At 40.1% G+C, this 19154-nt stretch carries 19 protein-coding genes and 1 tRNA gene; 16 read left to right on the top strand and 4 right to left on the bottom strand.

Annotated elements, in window-relative coordinates; genetic code table 11:
- The first annotated feature begins 18 nt into the window (after positions 1-18).
- Positions 19-372, top strand: a complete 354-nt coding sequence (locus ABJK37_RS12940; protein WP_348354326.1) for a VOC family protein — start codon at positions 19-21, stop codon at positions 370-372.
- Positions 373-414: 42 nt separating this feature from the next.
- On the opposite strand, the gene rnhA is transcribed toward ABJK37_RS12940, so the two are convergent.
- Entirely contained in the window at positions 415-876 is a 462-nt protein-coding gene (rnhA, locus tag ABJK37_RS12935) for a ribonuclease HI (protein ID WP_348354323.1), read from the bottom strand.
- Between the two features lie 88 nt (positions 877-964).
- Here rnhA and dnaQ point away from each other — a divergent pair, with 88 nt between their 5' ends.
- The 5 genes from dnaQ to ABJK37_RS12910 all read left to right on the top strand — a co-directional run bounded on the left by dnaQ (position 965) and on the right by ABJK37_RS12910 (position 5617).
- Entirely contained in the window at positions 965-1672 is a 708-nt protein-coding gene (gene dnaQ, locus ABJK37_RS12930) for a DNA polymerase III subunit epsilon (RefSeq protein WP_348354320.1), read from the top strand.
- Positions 1673-1709: 37 nt separating this feature from the next.
- Positions 1710-3206, top strand: a complete 1497-nt coding sequence (locus ABJK37_RS12925; protein ID WP_348354317.1) for a TIGR03503 family protein — start codon at positions 1710-1712, stop codon at positions 3204-3206.
- 175 nt (positions 3207-3381) lie between these two features.
- A tRNA-Asp gene (locus tag ABJK37_RS12920) sits at positions 3382-3458 on the top strand.
- 265 nt (positions 3459-3723) lie between these two features.
- Positions 3724-4413, top strand: coding sequence for a response regulator transcription factor (locus tag ABJK37_RS12915; RefSeq protein ID WP_348354314.1), 690 nt, complete (start codon positions 3724-3726; stop codon positions 4411-4413).
- Entirely contained in the window at positions 4406-5617 is a 1212-nt protein-coding gene (locus ABJK37_RS12910) for a histidine kinase dimerization/phospho-acceptor domain-containing protein (protein ID WP_348354311.1), read from the top strand. The genes ABJK37_RS12915 and ABJK37_RS12910 overlap by 8 nt, the downstream gene beginning before the upstream one ends.
- Before the next feature lie 238 nt (positions 5618-5855).
- Here ABJK37_RS12910 and ABJK37_RS12905 read toward each other — a convergent pair whose 3' ends face one another.
- Both ABJK37_RS12905 and ABJK37_RS12900 read right to left on the bottom strand, forming a co-directional pair.
- A complete protein-coding gene (locus ABJK37_RS12905) occupies positions 5856-6440 on the bottom strand; it encodes a hypothetical protein (RefSeq protein WP_348354308.1) in 585 nt (194 codons plus the stop codon).
- Between the two features lie 121 nt (positions 6441-6561).
- Positions 6562-7197 (bottom strand): hypothetical protein, encoded by a 636-nt coding sequence (locus ABJK37_RS12900; RefSeq protein WP_348354305.1) that lies wholly within the window; start codon positions 7195-7197, stop codon positions 6562-6564.
- A 418-nt stretch (positions 7198-7615) separates the two neighbouring features.
- On the opposite strand from ABJK37_RS12900, the gene ABJK37_RS12895 reads away from it, so the two are divergent.
- From ABJK37_RS12895 to ABJK37_RS12880, 4 genes are read left to right on the top strand one after another with little or no spacing between them, the layout of a single operon-like run.
- Positions 7616-8689: a CNNM domain-containing protein gene (locus tag ABJK37_RS12895; protein ID WP_348354302.1), complete on the top strand. Its 1074-nt coding sequence runs from the start codon at positions 7616-7618 to the stop codon at positions 8687-8689.
- A 15-nt stretch (positions 8690-8704) separates the two neighbouring features.
- Positions 8705-9409 (top strand): lipoprotein-releasing ABC transporter ATP-binding protein LolD, encoded by a 705-nt coding sequence (gene lolD / locus ABJK37_RS12890; RefSeq protein WP_348354300.1) that lies wholly within the window; start codon positions 8705-8707, stop codon positions 9407-9409.
- Positions 9409-10644, top strand: a complete 1236-nt coding sequence (locus ABJK37_RS12885) for a lipoprotein-releasing ABC transporter permease subunit (protein ID WP_348354297.1) — start codon at positions 9409-9411, stop codon at positions 10642-10644. Before lolD ends, ABJK37_RS12885 begins: the two co-directional genes overlap by 1 nt.
- Before the next feature lie 6 nt (positions 10645-10650).
- Positions 10651-12930: an FdhF/YdeP family oxidoreductase gene (locus ABJK37_RS12880; protein ID WP_348354294.1), complete on the top strand. Its 2280-nt coding sequence runs from the start codon at positions 10651-10653 to the stop codon at positions 12928-12930.
- A gap of 99 nt (positions 12931-13029) precedes the next feature.
- Here ABJK37_RS12880 and yeiP read toward each other — a convergent pair whose 3' ends face one another.
- Entirely contained in the window at positions 13030-13602 is a 573-nt protein-coding gene (gene yeiP, locus ABJK37_RS12875) for an elongation factor P-like protein YeiP (RefSeq protein WP_348354291.1), read from the bottom strand.
- A gap of 159 nt (positions 13603-13761) precedes the next feature.
- Here yeiP and ABJK37_RS12870 point away from each other — a divergent pair, with 159 nt between their 5' ends.
- From ABJK37_RS12870 to ABJK37_RS12845, 6 genes are all read left to right on the top strand, one after another.
- Complete coding sequence (locus ABJK37_RS12870; protein WP_348354288.1) at positions 13762-15705, top strand: ATP-dependent DNA helicase; 1944 nt, start codon at positions 13762-13764, stop codon at positions 15703-15705.
- Positions 15702-16394, top strand: coding sequence for a tRNA (adenosine(37)-N6)-threonylcarbamoyltransferase complex dimerization subunit type 1 TsaB (gene tsaB / locus ABJK37_RS12865; RefSeq protein ID WP_348354285.1), 693 nt, complete (start codon positions 15702-15704; stop codon positions 16392-16394). The genes ABJK37_RS12870 and tsaB overlap by 4 nt, the downstream gene beginning before the upstream one ends.
- A gap of 118 nt (positions 16395-16512) precedes the next feature.
- Positions 16513-16815 (top strand): hypothetical protein, encoded by a 303-nt coding sequence (locus ABJK37_RS12860; RefSeq protein ID WP_348354282.1) that lies wholly within the window; start codon positions 16513-16515, stop codon positions 16813-16815.
- A gap of 98 nt (positions 16816-16913) precedes the next feature.
- Positions 16914-17540 carry a Slp family lipoprotein gene (locus ABJK37_RS12855; RefSeq protein ID WP_348354279.1) on the top strand — a complete coding sequence of 209 codons (627 nt, stop codon included), beginning with the start codon at positions 16914-16916 and terminating at the stop codon, positions 17538-17540.
- 27 nt (positions 17541-17567) lie between these two features.
- Positions 17568-18113 (top strand): Slp family lipoprotein, encoded by a 546-nt coding sequence (locus tag ABJK37_RS12850; protein WP_348354276.1) that lies wholly within the window; start codon positions 17568-17570, stop codon positions 18111-18113.
- A gap of 131 nt (positions 18114-18244) precedes the next feature.
- Complete coding sequence (locus ABJK37_RS12845) at positions 18245-19090, top strand: alpha/beta hydrolase (protein ID WP_348354273.1); 846 nt, start codon at positions 18245-18247, stop codon at positions 19088-19090.
- Positions 19091-19154 lie beyond the last annotated feature (64 nt).

Below are 19154 nucleotides of genomic sequence, written 5' to 3'. Positions count from 1 at the left end.
AAGCAATAGGTAAATACAATGAGCCAACATAATAAAATTAACTATATTGAAATCCCAGTGAAAGCTCTAGCGTCGAGCAAAGCTTTTTTTAATCAAGTGTTTGGTTGGAAATTTATTGATTATGGCGATGATTATGCTGCAATTTCAGGAGCGGGTATTGACGGCGGACTATACGTTTCTGAGCAAAGTGTGTCTGCGGATAAAGGCAGCGTGCTTGTGGTACTTTATAGCGATGATTTAGACCAAAGCCAAGCGGACATTAAGGCTGCCGGTGGCACAATTAAGATCCCTACCTTCGAATTTCCGGGTGGCCATAGGTTCCACTTTTGTGACGGAAATGAAAACGAATATGCAATGTGGAGCGATAAGTAAATACGCCTGACTTATCGCTTAAGTACCGGTCTGTTAAAACCTTTAGCCGGAAAATCCGCTATCTTCCGGTAAATTTTTACCCTCAGCGGCTTGGCGGGCAAGTTGGTCACACGCTTCATTTTCAGGATGACCTGAGTGACCTTTTACCCAAAACCAACTGACTTTATGTTTATTGACTTGTTGGTCTAAACGTTTCCACAAATCGACATTTTTCACTGGTTTTTTATCAGCAGTACGCCAGCCATTTTTGCGCCAATTTTTAATCCATTGGTTAATGCCATTTTTAACGTATTGGCTGTCGGTGGTAAGGCTAACTTCACATTCTTCGTTAAGTAGGGCCAGTGCCTCGATAGTCGCTAACAGTTCCATTCTGTTATTGGTGGTATGTTTAAAACCTTGACTGATTTCTTTTCGATGCTTATCAAAAATCAACACGGCACCGTAACCGCCTGGACCAGGGTTGCCCAAACAGGAACCGTCGGTGAAAATTTCTACTTGTTTCATTTGCAAGCCTGTTTATCTTTCATGTTCAATTTTGCGCAGTATAATGACCAAGATTGTTAATGCCACTAAATTTTAAAAAGAGTGAGAAATGCGCCAAATTGTTTTAGATACCGAGACCACCGGAATAGACCCTAAAGAAGGGCATCGTATTATTGAGATTGGGTGTGTTGAAATGGTCAATCGCCGCCTCACAGGTAATACCTTCCACGTTTACATTAATCCGCAGCGCTTAGTGGAACAAGAGGCAATTGAAGTACATGGGATCACTAATGAATATTTAGCTGATAAACCCACTTTCAGTGCTATCGCTAAAGATTTTATTGAGTTTATAAGTGGGGCTCAGCTCGTTATTCATAACGCACCCTTTGACATTGGGTTTATGGATCATGAGTTTAATCGACTCACCGGCTTAGCTGTAAAAGAGTCTGCAAAAATGTGTACAGTGCTCGACACCCTAGATTTGGCTAGGAAGATACACCCAGGCCAAAAAAATAACCTTGACGCCTTGTGTCGTCGTTACGGCATAGATAACTCACATCGAGAAAAGCACGGGGCATTGTTAGATGCAGAGATTCTAGCCGACGTTTATCTGATGATGACTGGGGGGCAAACGGATCTCAACTTAACTGGTAAGGCGAATACAGAAGGTGGAATACAGGTAGAAACGGTTCGTCGATTGTCAACTGATAGAAAACCGTTAAAGGTTGTGATGGCTACGGCCGATGAATTGGAACAGCATGAAAGTCGTTTAGATATAGTAGCTGAAAAGAGTGGAGCCTGCATATGGCGTCAGTAGAGACTACAACAGTGACAAAATAGAGAGTTGAGTAAACATGTTTAGATCGGTCGTAACTGCTCTAATTTTCTGGCTGTTTGCATATATGAGCTTGTCGTTACAAGCTAATGCGCAAAGTACCCAAGATAGCTCCCAAATTGCGAATGACCCAGATAACAGTCAAGAAAGTGCTTCCCCGCTGACACAATTGGGGTCAAAATATCACAATGGTATTGAGCTACTTCAAAATCGGTTTAGAATCGATTTTGAAGTAGACGAAATTACCATGATTTTTTTCCGCAAATTTGGCTCTGCTCCCATAGTATTAGTGAAACCCGACGGCTCTAAAATTTTTCAATCTGATGCTGATGGTGAAAATGTATTTTGGTTTGATTCCAGTACATATGACATGATCAGCATCAAAAATCCTACGCCAGGGCCTTGGCAAGCTGTAGGACGAATTACACCAGAAAGTCGAGTAATGGTAATCAGTGATTTGGCATTACACGCAGAGCCATTGCCTAATATGATCTTTTCCGGTGAAATTCTTAAACAAACGGCCTACCTAACCAACAACGGTATTCCGATTGATTACACTGCGTTTAGAGATGTGGTAGAACTGACTATTTCTTTAGCTAGTACCAACAATCCTAATTACAATAATTTTGGTGCAGATACCGAAATTGTCGCAACGTTGGAAGACAATGGTAAAGGTATGGACGAAATTCCCTTAGATGGGGAGTTTACAGGTCAATTTAATTTAGCCATTGCTGACGGCGAATGGATCCCAAGTTTTTCTGTTTCAACCCCTATGTTTACCCGCGAGCAAGTAGATCCGAATATCATGCTTTTAGCTAACCCGATAAAGGTTGACATTGAACTTGACGGAGGAGGGGATGGTTATCACAAACTAAAAGTGGATGCTCAGCGAGAATACGTGGATATGTCTACTTTATTGTTAGACGGCAAAGTTAGATTTCCAAATGGTGATATTCAGAATTTTTCGATTACAGATATGTCATCTGATATTCGCGAATACTTAATAGTTAATTATGAATATGGGGTATACCGAGTAAAGCTAACCGCTTATGGCAATACTACAGATGGAAGAGAATTTATTCTAGACGTGCCTGAGTATAGTTTTCTTACTGAAGAGCCGAAACCAGTCGTTGCGGAAACGACAAACAATGGGGGGGATGCTACGACTAGTGTAAATGGCGCCAGCGAGGGCAATCTTTTATCTGAAACAGTCACCCCAGATGATAGTGAAAATATGTCTACCACCATGTTAGTTTCGGTGATTGTCGCTATTAATCTCATTCTATTGGTTGTAGGTGGGGGATTAATTTGGTGGTTAACTCTGGATAGAAAGCCAAATTTTAAGTTTTTTAAAAAATCAAAAACGCCAATCGATTCAAATGATACTGACAAAAAGCCCGGTTTTTTTGCGAAAATATTTAAGAGAAAGGCGAAACCATTGCCGCCACAAAAAAAATCCCAGCCAAAAGAACAGCCTGAGTCAGATATTATGGAGTTAGGCATCCCAAAAGAGTGATTGTTTGGCTGCTTATTCAACAAATTGTTCATTACGACAGCAAACGATACTATTAACTGAATTTCCTGTGAAAAAGCTATTGACTAGTATTGGGTGAACCCGTATTATCTGCGCCGCGGTTGAGGAGGCGGTTCACAAGAACTTCTTCTAAGTCGTTGAAATTAGAAAGAAAACTGGAGCGGTAGTTCAGTTGGTTAGAATACCGGCCTGTCACGCCGGGGGTCGCGAGTTCGAGTCTCGTCCGTTCCGCCATTAAATTATATGATTCAAATCTAGTGTATCTAAAGTCTCTCCTTTTTGTTATTTATTGGTAAGCTTGCGGTAAGCAAAGCGCTAATGATTATACTAATTTTCCACTGAAATTCGTTTTGTGATAAAAATTCCTCGCTGCTAGCGCGGTCTTTCGATAAATTAATGCTTTAATTCACCCTAAAATCACTTTTACTTTCTTAAACTAATAAACTCATTTGAGGTTCATTGACATCGTTTGAACGAGTTTATTTTGTGAGTAATAAAAATGAAGCAAAACATGAATATTTTATTGGTCGAAGATAATCAGGCTATTGCAACACAAATCATTAGTTTCTTAGAGGTACATGGTTGCACAGTTGATTATGCTGCAAATGGAAAATTAGGGTTAAAATTGGCACTTTCCCATCATTTTGATGTGGTGATCTTAGATCTTAATTTACCCGATACCGATGGTTTGCATGTATGCGCCGAAATAAGAAAACTTGCCGAGGTAAATATTCCAATCCTAATGCTGACGGCGCGAGATGCTTTTGAAGACAAGGTAAAAGGATTTGGTAATGGGGCTGATGACTACCTTACCAAGCCCTTCGACTTAAGAGAGCTTATACTACGTTGTGAAGCTCTGGCTAGACGGCCTAAACTTCATCAGTGTTCAGTATTGAGTGAAGGTGAGTTATCAGTTGATGTGAGAGCCCATCAAGTTAAGTGGAAGGGGAATCACATTAAAACAACAAAAGTGGGTTTCACTATATTACACAAACTGATGCAATCCTATCCGTATCCAGTTAGCCGTTCAGAGTTGCTGCAACATATATGGGGTGATGAACCACCAGAGAGCAATGCATTAAAATCACATATATACACATTGCGTAAATCTTTAGAAGGCACAACTAATCGACAAATATTACACACTATTAGTAATATCGGATATCAACTAAAGGATCTAAATGCTTAAGTTTAAGAGCCTAAATGGGCGACTGCTTTTTGCTTTTTCAACTTTGTCTATTATTGTGTGTTTGTTTTTTATTCGATTTACAGCATTAATAATTGAAACGGCTGAATTGAACGCGTATGAATCCTTGTTAGTCGCACAATCACAAAGTCTGAAAAACCGAGAAAGTGTTGCAAATTTAATCCTCACATCACCAGATTCAGCCTATTTTAATCTTTACGATAAAGATTCCGTCATTCCAAATTGGATAAAAGCAAAGATTCGAGATAAAGAGGCAGGACAGTTCATAGACGACCAAGGAGATCACTATTTGTTTCAAAATGCAATTAACGCTAGTGGTGACGAGCTTGTGTTACTTTTAAATATTTCGTCAATTCAAGCTAACAAACATCTGAGCGATTTTAAATCTCTGTTTTTATTCAGTATTTCTGCAAGTGTTAGTGTACTTTGTCTTTTGAGTTCGTGGTACCTGGCTAAGTGGCTTTCAACACCTATTAGAAAACTGACCCAGGATATTGAACTGCGAACTCAGGGAAGTCAGGAGTCGTTGTTTGGTCTTAACCGAAAGGATGAAATTGGCACCTTGGCCAATGCGCTTGAACAATCCTATGGAAAAATTCAAGCATTGTTAAAAAGGGAGCAGAACTTTACTCGAGATGTAAGCCATGAGCTTAGAACTCCAATTACTCTTATCAAAAATACCATTGCATTGAGCCCATCAAATACGCTGGATTTAGAAGCGACTAAAGTGGTCTCTCAGGCATCCAAAGAATTGGAGCAAACTGTTGAAGTGTTGCTTGCATTAGCACGCCAAGAAAATTTGCAATTTGTAGTACAACCGGTGTTACCCATTATTGAAAAAACAGTACTGAATATTTATAACATTTACCCTGACCTTGATTTCGATGTAAAAATTAATGTTGATCCCAAGCTGTTGGTAACAGGTAACCAATATTTAATCAGTTTGTTATGTCAAAACTTGGTCAATAATGGCTTTTATCACAGTAATAGCGGTGAAATGCGGGTGTCTTCAAATTCACAAAGCCTTATTTTTGAAAATAAAATAGCGGGCTCAAATCACCGTCCGTATTATCAAGGGTTGGGTCACGGTCAATATCTAGTTAACCGTATTGTTGAGGAAATGGGTTGGCAGCTCTCCATAAATCAAACCGAAGACAGTTACGTTGTGATAGTGAAAATAGTGTAAATGGGCGGTTAAAGTGAAAGGTCGATCTCAGTGTTAGCGAGATGATTAAAGGGTTTAAACCTTATTTTGAAAAGTTGAGTGTTAAATGACAACGCAAATTTTTTAAACTAAGAATGCCAATAATCATTGATGCTGTAAGATATCGAATCATTAATTGGCATGGGTATTTAACGCAATTTGCTTTAGAGAACGTCCCTTAGTCTTTTAGCTGTGTAGCGCCATGGAGCCATTAATTGAATTAAAAGGCATAACGTACCCCGACTTCTAAAACCTCTTGGTCAGAAAATTTTGTGTATTCAACGCCTGCTAAAAATCCCCATAGATCATACAAGGCTCCTAATCTATAGGCTTTTTGGTCTGCATCACCTTCCCAATTCTGGGCCTCAAACCCGGCATATATTTCTAGGTCGGAACTGGCCTGAAAGCGTAAGTTTGTCGCTAAGCTATAATAATCGGTTTTTGCGCTATTCGACTCTGAAGTGCTGATACCTGTTGTTTTAAAGTTGCCATATCCTATTCGGTAATCGAGCGTTGTGTTTGCTGAAATACTATGAAAATAGCCAAGAGAAAATTGCCGTTGTAGAGTCTCGAGGGTTAAATTAGATTTTGTGTCGTCAGTGTCTATGTATTTAAATTCAGTAAACAAGTTGTTTCCCCACTGACTACTGATTTTTATAGAAAATCCACTTGGATTAAACTGTTCCAGTTCTGCAAGTTCTGTTTTCACCGTGGATGCCTGAAAGAAAGAATACGAGGGCGTTGTAGCGATACTTGTCGCACTCATAAGTGTCAACAATAGTGTAGGTATAGTGAGTTTGCGCATGGTTGTCCTTTTTGCATTAGTTAAAACGAACTACACAATAAGGGAGCAACGGTGAAACTAAGGTGAAGAAATCTCTTCGGTTGTGATGGGGATAAAGGGTTATTATTTACTGGGGTTCGCTTTAGTCTTTTAGCAGTAATAGGCCGATCCATACAAACCAAATTATTTGTAATAAGCCAAAAATTGCACCGATTTCCCGGAAACTTTCATCCAGTGTCATGAGTCCAAATACACTGATTAAATAACCAAAATAAACAATTTTACGTCCAAATCTGTTTTCCACATATAAACAGGTATTCACTAATATGACCCAAATTGCGCCAACCCATTCAATTCCTTCGCCCAGTCCCATTTGCATTGCGTATATATCTCGCCACATGGCCGTGACATTTCCAGTGAACTGAAAATGGTTTGCAAACAAAAATTCGATTGAAAAGATTGCAATAAAACCACTGGCAAATATGTAACAAGCCCAAAGGTAACTCGCCAATGTCGTTACTTGTTCAAGTGGTGTATGTTCTCTTTCGTTTGGTTCAAGTAAAGCGATGCTTAGCACTAGTAAAAATGTGCCAAATATTACATAAACCAAAAAATACCAGAGTTGCATTAATCCGCTGAACTTTGTCAATGTTTGCAAACGTTCATCAGGGCCATTGTTAAAGTCTGGGGCAATGATAAGTATTAGTGATAAGCCTAAGATAAAACTTGTCGCGCAAATAAAAGCTGACAGTGCACCTCTACGTTGTCTTGTTCTCATCGGAATTCCAAGTTTAGAAATTTGTTGTTTCAGTCAACAATCGAATGTTGGGATTAGTATTCTATTCGGCTTTGTGTATGTTAGTAATCAAAGAAATGTAAGTATTTATAGCCAAAAGCTCACGTCGCTTAATACTCTTTATATGTGAACAACAAAAACGAATCATATATTAACAGTTTGAATTAGCTCGTTTTTATCTTCTAACTTTTACATAGGTAATCTAAAGTGTAAAACGTTGCAACCCAATTTTGGGTCATAGCTGCGATAGCATTCAAACTCTCATGATAATTATTTGATTATAAGTACTTTTCAACTATTAATGCTACGTAATCTGTTAATGGTTTGGTAAGCTTAGGTTATATTAATTGGCCTTTTTAATCTGATGCTTTTTTACGCCATCCTTTGAGATTTAATCCCTATGTTTTTGTTGCTGCTGTATATCTTTATTGCGTTAGGTTTTTCATTTATTTGCTCTATAGCGGAAGCCGTTATTCTTAGTATTTCCTCGGCCTATATTTCTGTACTGGAAAAAAATGGCAATCCTTCGGGAGCGTTATTAAAAAAACAAGTCAGTGATATTAACCGACCTCTGGCGGCTATTTTAAGCTTAAATACGATTGCACATACTATGGGGGCGGCTGGCGCAGGAGCTCAGGCAGCGGCAGTGTTTGGTGATGCTTATTTGGGTATTGCCTCAGCTGTTTTGACGTTATTAATTTTAGTGTTTTCAGAAATTATTCCTAAGACTCTTGGCGCAACATATTGGCGCAAGCTCGCTCCGGCTACCGCCTATTTTTTGAAGTATTTGATTATCGTCTTGTGGCCGTTAGTGCAACTAGCACAAAAAATGACGTCAAAAATGCAAGACGAATCACCACTCGTTGGTTTAAACAGAGATGAGTTATCTGCTATGGCAGCGTTATCTATGGAAGAGGGGCAAATTGCAGCCCGCGAAGCCACGGTGATGCAGAATTTACTAAATTTAAAGCAGCTTAAAGTCCGCCAAGCGATGACCCATAGAACGGTGGTCTTTTCTTTACCTGAAACGATGACCGTCGCAGAGTTTGTAGATAAGCATGCTGATGTGTCGTTTTCTCGTATCCCCATTTATGAAGATGGCGAACCCGAAAAGATCAGCGGTTACGTATTAAAATCCGATTTGTTATTGGCATTTGCACGCGGTAATTCAGAGAAAGTACTTAAAACTTATCAAAAGGACATGGTGACCATTCTTAGTAGTATGTCTCTGGCTAATGCGTTTTTACCTTTGCATTCGCAACGAGGAAATATGTTACTTATAGTGGATGAATATGGCGGTTTAGAGGGAGTGTTAACTGTTGAGGACTTGGTCGAGAGCTTATTTGGTATCGATATTATTGATGAAAGTGATCAAGTTGTTAGCATGCGAAAGTTAGCGCGAATTTTGGCTAAAAGGCGTGAAAAGAAACGTCTTCGAAAGTATGAAAAAACAAGTAGTTCAAATACAAAGTAGGGAAATGTGCTGAATATGGGTGAGTTACTCAGATGTACCAATCTAAGCAAAGAATACAGTGACGCAGAGAACACAGTTAAGGTCCTTAAAGATGTGAACTTCAGTATAAATACCGCTGAACAAGTCGCTATTGTAGGCAGTTCTGGTTCAGGTAAAAGTACGTTACTGCATTTACTAGGAGCGCTAGATAAACCTACGTCAGGAGAAGTTACGTTTCAACAACAAAATATATTCTCTTTTAACAGTAACCAACAAGCCAATTTTCGTAATCAATCCCTCGGCTTTGTCTATCAGTTTCATCATTTGTTACCAGAATTTAGTGCCTTAGAAAATGTCGCTATGCCTTTAATGATTGCTAAAAAACCGCTGAAATTAGCAAATGAAATGGCTCGTTCGATGTTAGATAAGGTTGGTTTATCCCATAGATACACTCATAAGCCCGCTGAACTATCCGGTGGGGAGCGACAGCGAGTAGCGATTGCTAGGGCATTGGTTACGCAACCTAAGCTAATATTGGCAGATGAACCTACAGGAAATTTAGATCAAAAAACTGGTGAGAGTATTTATCAATTGCTCAGTGACTTGCGAAACCAAATGCAAACCAGTTTTGTGGTAGTTACTCATGATACTCAATTGGCTAAAAGGTTAGACCGTTCTTTCAACCTAGTCGATGGGCAGTTAACTGATGCATACAGCCAACCTTTGGCGAGTAGTCACTAGTGCATTTAGTTTGGTTATTGGCATGGCGTTTTCGTACCAATAAACGTCAGAATGGGTTTATCTCATTCATTTCTGCTTCATCAACTTTTGGGATCGGTTTAGGCTGTTTTGTGCTGATATTGTTACTATCAGTGATGAACGGATTTGAAAAAGAATTGAAGGACCGCTTATTGTCAGTTATTCCTCATGCCGAGTTTAAGTCAGTGTCTGCAAGTGGCATCTATAACTGGCCGGCAGAAATTACAGCTTTGCAACAGCACCCTGAAGTGACATTTGTTGAGCCCTATGTGAATGCTACTGGCATGTTGCAAAAAGGCAATAAAATGAAGGCTATCGAAATGACTGCTATAGATCCAGTTTATGATGCTCAGGGAGTGGTGCCGAGTTTGCTGACGGTTGAGCAATGGCAACAATTTAAAAATGACGAAAACGCTACTATGTTAGGCATAGGTTTAATGAAAAAGCTGGGTTTAAGTATTGGTGATAAAGTTCAGATTTTACTACCGCAATTGTCTGCGGATTTGAGTCTAAGTGCCCCAAAAACACTGCGACTCAATATTATTGCTAGTTTAGATATGGGCGGAGAACTGAGCAATCATATCGGCTTTATGCATATGTCGCTCGCTGCGCAGGCTCAGAACATTGAGCATGGTGCCCAGGGAATACGCTTAAGATACAAAGACGCGTTTATGGCCAGAGATTTAACACGACAAATTGGATACCAGTTATCACCCGAAGTCTATATGTCAGACTGGACTATAAAGGACGGTAATCTATATCAAGATATTCAATTAGTGCGTGCGGTAGTGTATATCGCATTAATACTTGTCATTGCTGTGGCGTGTTTCAATATTGTGTCTACGTTAGTCATGGCAGTAAATGAAAAGCAAAGTGAAATAGCGATGCTTAAAAGTATGGGAGCAAAAAACCGCCTCATTATAGGTGTGTTTATGATGCAAGGAACCTTTAATGGATTAATTGGTACCTTGATTGGAGTCGTGCTAGGGGTCTTAATGGCAAGTAATCTTCCTGAAGTCGCTCGTTTTTTAGAAGGCATATTCCAAGTACAATTTTTGTCGGGTGATGTCTATTTCATTGACTTTTTGCCCTCCGAGTTAAATTGGAATGAAGTATTGTTTACAGCATTTATCGCGATACTTTTAAGTATTCTGGCAACCTTATACCCTGCAATTAAAGCCGCTAAAATTAATCCTGCTACCGTGCTGGGGCATTGAAACAACATGACTAAATTGACGATAAAAGTAAAAAACTTAGAAGTGACCGAACAAAAGAGTTGGGCTGCTGGGGTACCGGCAGTGTTGTCTGCCTATAAAAATGTAACTACTAAAGTCGGGCCACTTAAAGGGACTAAACTGTTAACCAAGCTAAATCAGATTGAAGGATTTGATTGCCCAGGTTGTGCTTGGCCAGATCCACTTTTAAAGCGAGCAACCTTTGAGTTTTGTGAAAATGGTGCAAAAGCCGTAGCAGATGAAGCAACACTTAAACGCGCCACTGCGGCGTTTTTTGGTAAGCATAGTATTGACGATTTAAAAACTAAATCCGACCGATGGTTAAATGACCAGGGACGTTTAGTCGAACCTTTATATTCGGCGGAAGGCGCTAAGTACTACCAACCTATCAGTTGGGAAAAGGCCTTGAATTTAGTTGCCAACGAGTTAAAAAAACTCGAATCACCTGACCACGCTGCTTTTTATACTTCTGGGCGAACAAGCAATGAAGCGGCGTTTTTATACCAATTATTTGTTCGGCAATTTGGTACGAATAATCTTCCGGATTGTTCCAATATGTGTCACGAATCTAGTGGAGTAGGGCTCACTGAAACTATAGGTATAGGTAAAGGCAGTGTTTCTCTAGAGGATTTAGAAAATAGCGAAGCAATATTCATATTTGGTCAAAACCCTGGTTCAAACCATCCTCGAATGTTGAGTTCATTGCAAGCGGCTAAACGTCAAGGAGCCAAGATAGTCGCGATCAATCCATTAGACGAGACAGGTTTGCAACGATTCAAGAACCCTCAAGAAATAGAAGGGGTGATTGGTTCGGGTACCGCATTAAGAGATTTATACTTACCGGTTAAGATTAATGGTGATGTGGCATTCCTTAAAGGTTTGTGCAAAGTGTTAATTGAAAGAGATGAAACGGGACAAGATGTGTTAGATAAGGACTTCATCACAAATTACTGTTCCGGTTTTGAGGGGTTTAAAGAGGATCTCTTAGCTGCATCTTGGGATGATATTGAGTTGCATAGCGGATTAACGCAAATTCAAATTAATCAAGCTGCTGATATTGCCTGTGCCTCTCAAAAAACCATCTGTTGTTGGGCAATGGGAATGACTCAGCATAAAAATGCAGTGGCTAACATTCAGTTGATGACAAACTTCTTGATGCTCCAAGGCAATTTAGGGAAACCAGGAGCCGGCGTATGCCCCGTTCGCGGACATAGTAATGTGCAGGGCGATCGTACTATGGGAATTTGGGAAAAGCCTACTGATTCTTTTTTAAATGCCTTGCAGCAGACATATGATTTTTCAGTGCCAAGAGAATATGGTTATGACGCTGTCGAAACTGTAGAAGCGATGGCCCAAGGCAAACTTAAGGTGTTGTTCGCCTTGGGTGGTAATTTTTATCGTGCAATGCCTGATCATGAGTTGACAAAACAGGCGCTAAGCAACTGTGAGTTAACGGTGCAAGTTTCGACTAAGTTAAATCAATCACACCTGTACACAGGGAAAAATGCATTGATTTTACCGGCCTTAGGACGTACTGAAATCGATCGGCAATCATCAGGTATTCAGACAGTCACGGTAGAAAATTCTATGGGGGTAGTACAAACATCCCACGGAAAGATACCGCCAGCTTCAGATCACTTAAAAAGCGAAATCGCAATTTTAGCTGAGTTAGCATTGTTAACTTTACCCAACAGTAAAATTAATTGGCAGCATATGCGAGACGATTATAGATATATTCGAGAAGGTATTGAGCAGGTGATCCCTGGGTTTGAAAACTTTGAGCAACGTATCCAACAACAGGGTGAGTTTGAATTGCCAAATGCAGTACGAGATGAACGTAAATTTTCTACTATAAATGGCAAAGCAAATTTTATAATACATGATATCGAGTCGGTTAAAGTGCCCAAAGGTCGCTTATTAATGATGAGTATCCGTAGCCATGACCAATTTAATACGACAATCTATACTAACAATGACAGATATCGTGGAATTCACGGTAGTCGCAGAGTCGTTTTTTTAAACGTTGATGATATAGATGAATTAGGATTAAAGGAGGGGCAACAAGTCAATATTCATAGTCATTGGCCAATTGAAGTCTCAACCACCAGAACGGTAAAACAGTTTACTGTGGTGAAGTATCATATTCCTAAAGGCTGCGCTGCTACCTATTACCCCGAGACTAACGACTTAATCCCTTTAAGCAGTGTAGCCGACAAAAGTAACACTCCAGCATACAAATCGGTTGTGATCAGTTTAGAAGCGATATAGAAATTAAATAAACGTTATTGATCCACAAAATAGCGACGGCAGAAAAACTCGGCATCGGGTTGTTTTTCTGCGATCGCTATATGTTGCTAGTCCAACTAACTAGGAATCGGCGCGCCCCATAAATTTGCTTTCGGTTGTATTTACTTTGATTTTTTCCCCTGAAGCGATGTACTCAGGCACCTGAACAACTAATCCTGTGGACAGTGTCGCCGGTTTAGTACGGGCACTGGCTGATGCCCCTTTAATTGAAGGATCAGTTTCTGTAATGACCAAATCTACTGATGCGGGCAGTTCAACCCCCACGGGTCTTCCTTCAACCAATAAGATTTGTAAGCCTTTAGTATCTTCTGTGATAAACGGTAGTTCATCACTTATGGTTGCTGAGTTTAAAGGATAAGAGGAATAATCTTCGTCATCCATAAATACATATTCATCTCCGTCAACGTAAGAAAAACTGACTTTATTACGGTGGAAATCGACTAGATTGAGTATTTCATCAGCTTTAAAACTCTCATCTGCTTTAGCACCAGTGCCTACTTCATATAAGCGCATTCTATATAAACTGGCGCCGGCTCTGCCACTAGGAGTCAGCTTGTTAATATCTTTGACTAAATAGGTTTTGCCATTATGTTCAACGGCGGCATTTTTTTTAATTTCACTGGCTTTTGGCATCGTATTGACCCTTAATAATTTTGCGGCAAAAGTAACATGAAATCTAGGCGAGGCAAAGGTAGTTGTGGTTGATAATAAGCAATTTTCACTCGTTAGTTGTGATGCTTTTTGGCATAATCGATGGCTATTTTCTGAATCCCAATTATTCCTTAAGGCAATATGTCGAAAACATCCCACTTGTTTGCAGCCGATGGCAAGTTATCTGAAGCCATAGACGGTTTTGTGCCGCGCCAAGCGCAAACTGATATGGCGGTTGCGGTTGAAAGTACTATTAAAAACAAAGCGCCTCTTATCGTTGAAGCTGGAACGGGAACAGGTAAAACCTTTGCTTATTTAGCACCCGCTTTGTTGTCTCAAAGAAAAACCATTGTTTCAACAGGAACAAAAAATTTACAAGAACAGTTGTTTCACCGTGACTTGCCTCTGATCAAAAAAGCCTTGGCCTCCAATGGTAAAACGGCTTTGTTAAAAGGCCGGGCTAATTATCTGTGTTTACATCGATTGCGACAGCATAGTGGCAACACTAACCTGATTGACAGACAAACGTTAACCGAGCTCACACAAGTTCGAGAGTGGGCTTCGACGACCAAAACTGGAGATATGGGGGATATGAAATCTTTGGCAGAGGACGCTAAAGTTTTGCCTTTTGTTACCTCTACTGCTGATAACTGTTTAGGCAAAGAGTGTGCTGATTACGAAGATTGTTATATGGTAAAGGCACGCCGTAAAGCGCTGGACGCAGATGTAGTAGTGGTCAATCATCATCTGTTTTTTGCTGATATGGCATTGAAAGACACGGGGTTTGGGGAACTAATACCCGAGGCTGATGTGGTGATATTTGATGAAGCTCACCAAATACCTGATATAGCCAGTGAGTATTTTGGGGAGACGTTTTCAAGTAGACAAATGCAGGATATCAGTCGTGACGTAGAGGTGGTTTACCGCACCGTCCTCAAAGACGCTAAACAACTCCAAAGTGCCGCTGAAAAATGCAAAATGATTGCTGCCGATTTACGTATCCTATTCCCTGAAAATCCCACCAAAGGTAATTGGCGTCAAATGTTGTCTCGTGATGATGTGCAAACGCAAGTTTCTAAATTAACCGATAGTCTAGAAGTATTTTACGAAGTACTTAAATTACACTTGGGTCGCGACAAAGATTTAGACAGTATTTTTGAAAGAGTGTCAGAAATTAAGGGAAAACTGGCGCGTTTAACCGATATTACTCAGTTAGGTGTCAGCCTTTGGTACGAAACCACGATGCGGCATATAGTTCTGCACCTAACTCCGTTAAGTATATCCCAAAAATTTGCTGACTTTATCTCCGAACCAAAACGTAGCTGGGTTTTTACTTCAGCGACCCTGATGGTTGATGGCGGCTTTAAACATTTTCAGAAGCAAATGGGGCTGGATAATGCCAGTACTTTGTCTCTAGATAGCCCATTTGATTATCCTAATCAAGCCATGTTGTGTGTGCCGCGATTTCTACCTGAGCCCAATGCGCGTGAAATGCGGGCGACTTTGTTGGATATATCTATCAAACTAGTTAAAGCAAGTCGTGGCCGCTGTTTTTTATTGTTTACCAGCCATGCCACATTGAATGCCATTGCTGAGCAACTCAAAGATCGAATTGATAATCCCATCCTGGTACAAGGCTCCACTACCAAACGGGCATTGTTAGAAAGTTACATTGAGAACAAAGATGCCGTGTTATTAGGTACCGGTGCTTTTTGGGAAGGCGTGGATGTTCGAGGCGATGATTTAACTTGTGTGTTAATAGATAAGTTACCTTTTGCCTCACCTGATGACCCATTGTTGCAAGCTCGAATTGAAGATTGTCGTAAAAATGGAGGAAACCCATTTGCTCAACTACAAATTCCCCAAGCTGCGATTGCACTAAAACAAGGGGCAGGGCGTTTGATACGTGACGAAACTGATAAGGGGGTGTTGGTAATTTGTGATAATCGATTGGTAACTAAAGATTATGGAAAAATTTTTATGGGCAGTTTACCGGATATGCATCGAACTCGAGACTTACCAACAGCACTAGATTTTTTACAAAAAATAAACAGCGATAGAGATGAAGTAGAGACCCAATCATGAAAATTTTAGTTATCGATACCGCCACTGAAGCATGTTCTGTAGCGCTTGAGGTTGATGGGCAGGTATATAATCGTTTTGAAATTTGTCCACAACAGCAAAGTCAACGTATTTTACCGATGATTGATGAGGTGTTAAAAGAAGCCAATTTAGGCTTACAGAATATTGACTATCTAGGCTTTGGTCGCGGACCCGGCAGCTTTACCGGAGTGCGTATCGCAACCGGTGTATTGCAGGGATTAGCACTAGGTACAGGTCATCAAGTGGTTGGAATATCGACTTTAGCGGCAATGGCTCAGCAAGCCTACATGCAACATCAGTGCGAACATGTGACGGCGGCTATCGATGCTCGGATGTCTGAGGTGTATTTTGCTCAATTTAAACTAGAACAAGATGTCATGAGACTTACAGGAGATGAACAGGTTATTTCTCCTTTGCAAGCACTGAAGATACTTCAACAGAATCCCAGTAAATCGGGAGCCGCGGTGGGTACAGGTTGGCAGGCGTATCCTGATTTAAATGCTTTTGAGGGAATACAGCAGCAAACCAATATACTGTATCCAGATGCAACCTATATGCTTCCATTAGCTAAGTATCTGATCAAAAAAGGTTATTCTACAGATGTAGAAAACATAGAGCCGGTTTATTTACGAGACAAAGTCACATGGAAAAAACTGCCAGGAAAAGAGTAGCGATCAACTCTGAAATGTTGGAACGATTCTTGTTAATACGTTTAGGTGCATTCTGGGCGTAAATTCAAAATAGCCCAAACACTTGGTTTTCAGTGTGGTTAAAGATTAGGAAAAGTGGTTGAGTATAGAGTCGGTATCAACATTAAAAACATCTGATATAACCCGTACTTCAAGGGAGAAACCCCGTGTCGCTAAATCAGATAATAATCATCAACAAGAGCAATCGACTCCGAAGGTTTCGATTATTCGTGCTGGCGACAATGACAGTGTCGAAAAAGCAGCGGCTTTTAAACAACAAAGCAATACCATTTCTGGCTCTAGCTTAAATGAAAAGTCTGCCATTGCTGCATATGAAAGCGTAGCTAAAGAGCAGCAACGTCAAGGGATCCAATTATTGTTGGGTGTTGACACTTTCGTTTGATCTATTCCTTTATTTAATACATATCAAAATAACATTAAAATTCAGTCACTGTTCAGTTACTATGGATATCATAATATTTGAACTTTCTAAGGATCATTATGAATACTCGAATTTGTGCATTATTAAGCGCTATTTTTCTGGCTGGTTGCTCAACGTTTCCAGAAAAACTTCAACTCGACGATACAACGCAGTTAGTGATTTATGAAGACGCGGCCTCAAAGGCTGAGGAATCTAAAGGTAAAATGATACGTTGGGGCGGCGCGATTGCTAAAGTAGAAAACAAACCTGATAGCACTGTTTTTGAAATGGTTTATTATCCATTAAACGGTTATGGACGCCCTGTTTCTGGCGAAGAAAGTATGGGCAGATACCGTGTCCATGTTAACGGTTTTATGGACCCAATGGTTTATAAAGTAGGGCGTTTAATGACCTTTACGGCAGAACTAAATGGTGTCGAAAAAGGTTTAGTAGGCGAGCATGAGTATGTATTCCCAACGGCGAACGCCAAAAGTTATTATCTATGGAAAAATGTACAACGAATTGACGTAAGTAGTGTACACGTATGGCCTTATCAATATTGGTACGGTCATTATCCCCGTCCTTACTCAAGAACTTTATATATTCGCGGTACAAGCGGAAATAAAGGTCATGGTGTCAAGGTGAGCCGTCCTAGTGGCGCTACTACATATCCTAAACCTATCAAAACGCAGGGTGACAAAAAATAATCAGTGGGTCCTGATTTGGGTATTGATATGAAAGCTTTTTTTGCAACGCTATTAAGTTCAGTATTGCTTATTGGTTGCACAAGTATGCCTAGTGAACTGCACATAACCAAAAGCCAGCAACTCATCAGTTTTGTTAACGTGTCAGATGAGTCCGTTGGTAAAACAGTGATGTGGGGAGGGGTTATTACTGAGTTACGCCGGCAAAACGGTGTTGTTAAAGGGAAAGTCGCGCAATACCCACTCAATCAATCAGGGCAGCCAATGCTATTATCAGGAAGTGGTGGAAGTTTCATTGCTAATTTTGATGATGTAAATAGCGTGCTGTCAGGGGCAGTACTTACCCTTGTTGGGGAAGTTAAAGAAGTAATCAATCCCTATCCGGATTTAAGAGTGACTCAAGTGGTTACAGTAAACGCAGAAGGTTTTTATGTCTGGGATGGATTTTCTAGAGCTGATAACACTATTGCAGATAATCACAATCCGGCTTTCATTGAGCGAGGCAAGTGGGGATGGTCATTACAAAGTCAAAACCGCGATGAAAGAGAAAGATTAGAACGAAAACAACATAAATAATTGATTCGTTCTTCTGTTTATGTAAAAAATTAATAGTCATTAACTGGTAGTTTTTTGCCATAACCGGCAAAAGTTCTACGCGAAGGCGGCAAAATATTGCCGCTTTTTTATGTTTGAAAAAAGGAAATGCGGTGCAACAACATCTTGAATTCTCCCTTGCCAATATTGTTATTAGAGGTATAGGTTATGGTGATCCTAGCAAACCAATGATTTTGGCTTTACATGGATGGTTGGACAATGCCGCAAGCTTTAATCCAATATCTGAATATCTAAACGACTATTATATAGTAGCGTTAGACCTAGTCGGACATGGCTTATCTTCCCATCGAAGTGATGGGGCACATTATCACCTTATTGACTTTCCCTTTGATTTGCATGAATTAGTGGAAACCCAAGGTTGGAAATCATTTATCTTAATGGGACATTCAATGGGCGGGATTATAGCAACAATCTATGCCAGTTGTTTTCCAGAGTACGTGAGTCAACTTATCTCTATCGAGTCTTTTGGTCCTATGACTAAAGACGCAGAAAGTAGTCCAACCCAACTAAGGGAGTCTATCCTCAGTCGCTTGAAGGCTCAGAGAAGCGCAGCCAAACACCCAAAAAGTATTGAGCGCACAATAGAAGCCAGAGCAATGGTGGGAGATATTGCTGTTGAATCGGCTAAATTGTTGATTACACGGAATATCCGTGAAGAAAATAACGAATTGTTTTTCACCACAGATAGGCGACTTCGAACTTTTAGCTCGCTTAGAATGACAGAGTCACAAGCTGAAGCATTTATGCGCAATATTCAATGTCCGACTTTAGTTATAACAGGAACAAAAGGATACCAATCAATGCGAACTGCCTTAAATAACAGGTTGGATTGGGTTAAAAACTTAAGTATGGTCGAATGCGAAGGATTTCATCATTTACATATGGACAATCCTCAACCAGTTGCTGATGTAATAGCGCATTTCTTAAACGATAAGTGAACTGGTCTTAGCTGTTAATCACTTGTTGATTTATCTTTGGTTACGCTTTGGTTAGAATTGCGCG

This window comes from Paraglaciecola sp. (assembly GCF_039964565.1).
Taxonomy (GTDB): Bacteria; Pseudomonadota; Gammaproteobacteria; order Enterobacterales; family Alteromonadaceae; genus Paraglaciecola.
The sequence above is the reverse complement of the archived record's forward strand: the minus strand, read 5'-3'. Positions and strand labels throughout refer to the sequence as shown.